At 49.4% G+C, this 851-nt stretch carries 2 protein-coding genes; both read right to left on the bottom strand.

Features of this window, described 5'->3' with window-relative positions; all coding sequences use genetic code 11:
- A partial coding sequence (locus PSI23_RS21655; protein WP_273557003.1) for a tail fiber assembly protein occupies positions 1-312 on the bottom strand: 312 nt, incomplete at its 3' end.
- Positions 313-314: 2 nt separating this feature from the next.
- A partial coding sequence (locus PSI23_RS21650) for a gp53-like domain-containing protein (RefSeq protein ID WP_444876164.1) occupies positions 315-851 on the bottom strand: 537 nt, incomplete at its 5' end.

Below are 851 nucleotides of genomic sequence, written 5' to 3'. Positions count from 1 at the left end.
GGCCATATCTAAGTCGGCAGCATCCTGTAGTGGCGCAATAGCTTTTGTCGCCAGTGACATCCGGTACTGCTTTTCTCGTTCCGCCCGGTGCTGCAATTCCTCTTGTGTCGGTGGAGGAATATCATCCCATGCGGGCAGACCATTCGACCCGGTAACACGGCGCTTCCCAACAGGCGGCCTGTTTGCGGCAAATTCCAAATATACTGCCTCACTGACTGAAATCCCCGCGTCCGGCCATTTTCCCTCCCTGACATAATCTGGCTTCAGTATTTCCGGGTAAAACATATTATTTTTTGCGCTATATACATACATAGTTAAATCCCCATAGCCCACCAGAAAATAAACGCCTTGACGCCTTCTGAATTCGCCGATTGATCAGCAGTAATAATCGCCCGCTTGCCATCATTGAGATTGAAAAAATAGGCGCTTGAAACACCCACATGATTTTTATCATAGGTTGGACTCGCCACACCGCCAAAACACTGGCGGGGAAACTCTGCCGGAAAAGTAACTGTTTCCGAGGATTCGCCCAATTCAGTTTCGGTATAACCCCACTGAAACATCAAACCTGTGTCACCGCATTTCCACCATCCGTTCCGTACCGAATTGGCCGTGTTTTTGCTGCCATATCGCGCATCAAAATTACCATAGTTAGACGGTAATATTTCCCCCTCAACCGCTAACTGAACAGCACCATTGGTTAACCGCTGTACATACCACATCCCGCCCTCATCGTCCCGGCACTCCAGCACAGACACGCGTGATGAACTCCCCCATAGATTTAATGACAGGCGGGATTTCGCAGTGCCCAGTGACGACAACACCAAATCAGCACGTTGTTCACCAATAAA

Origin of the sequence: Xenorhabdus yunnanensis (genome assembly GCF_028598805.1) — a bacterium.
GTDB classification, from domain to species: domain Bacteria; phylum Pseudomonadota; class Gammaproteobacteria; order Enterobacterales; family Enterobacteriaceae; genus Xenorhabdus; species Xenorhabdus yunnanensis.
Note: the sequence above shows the minus strand (reverse complement) of the source record. Positions and strands in the feature narration are given on the sequence as shown.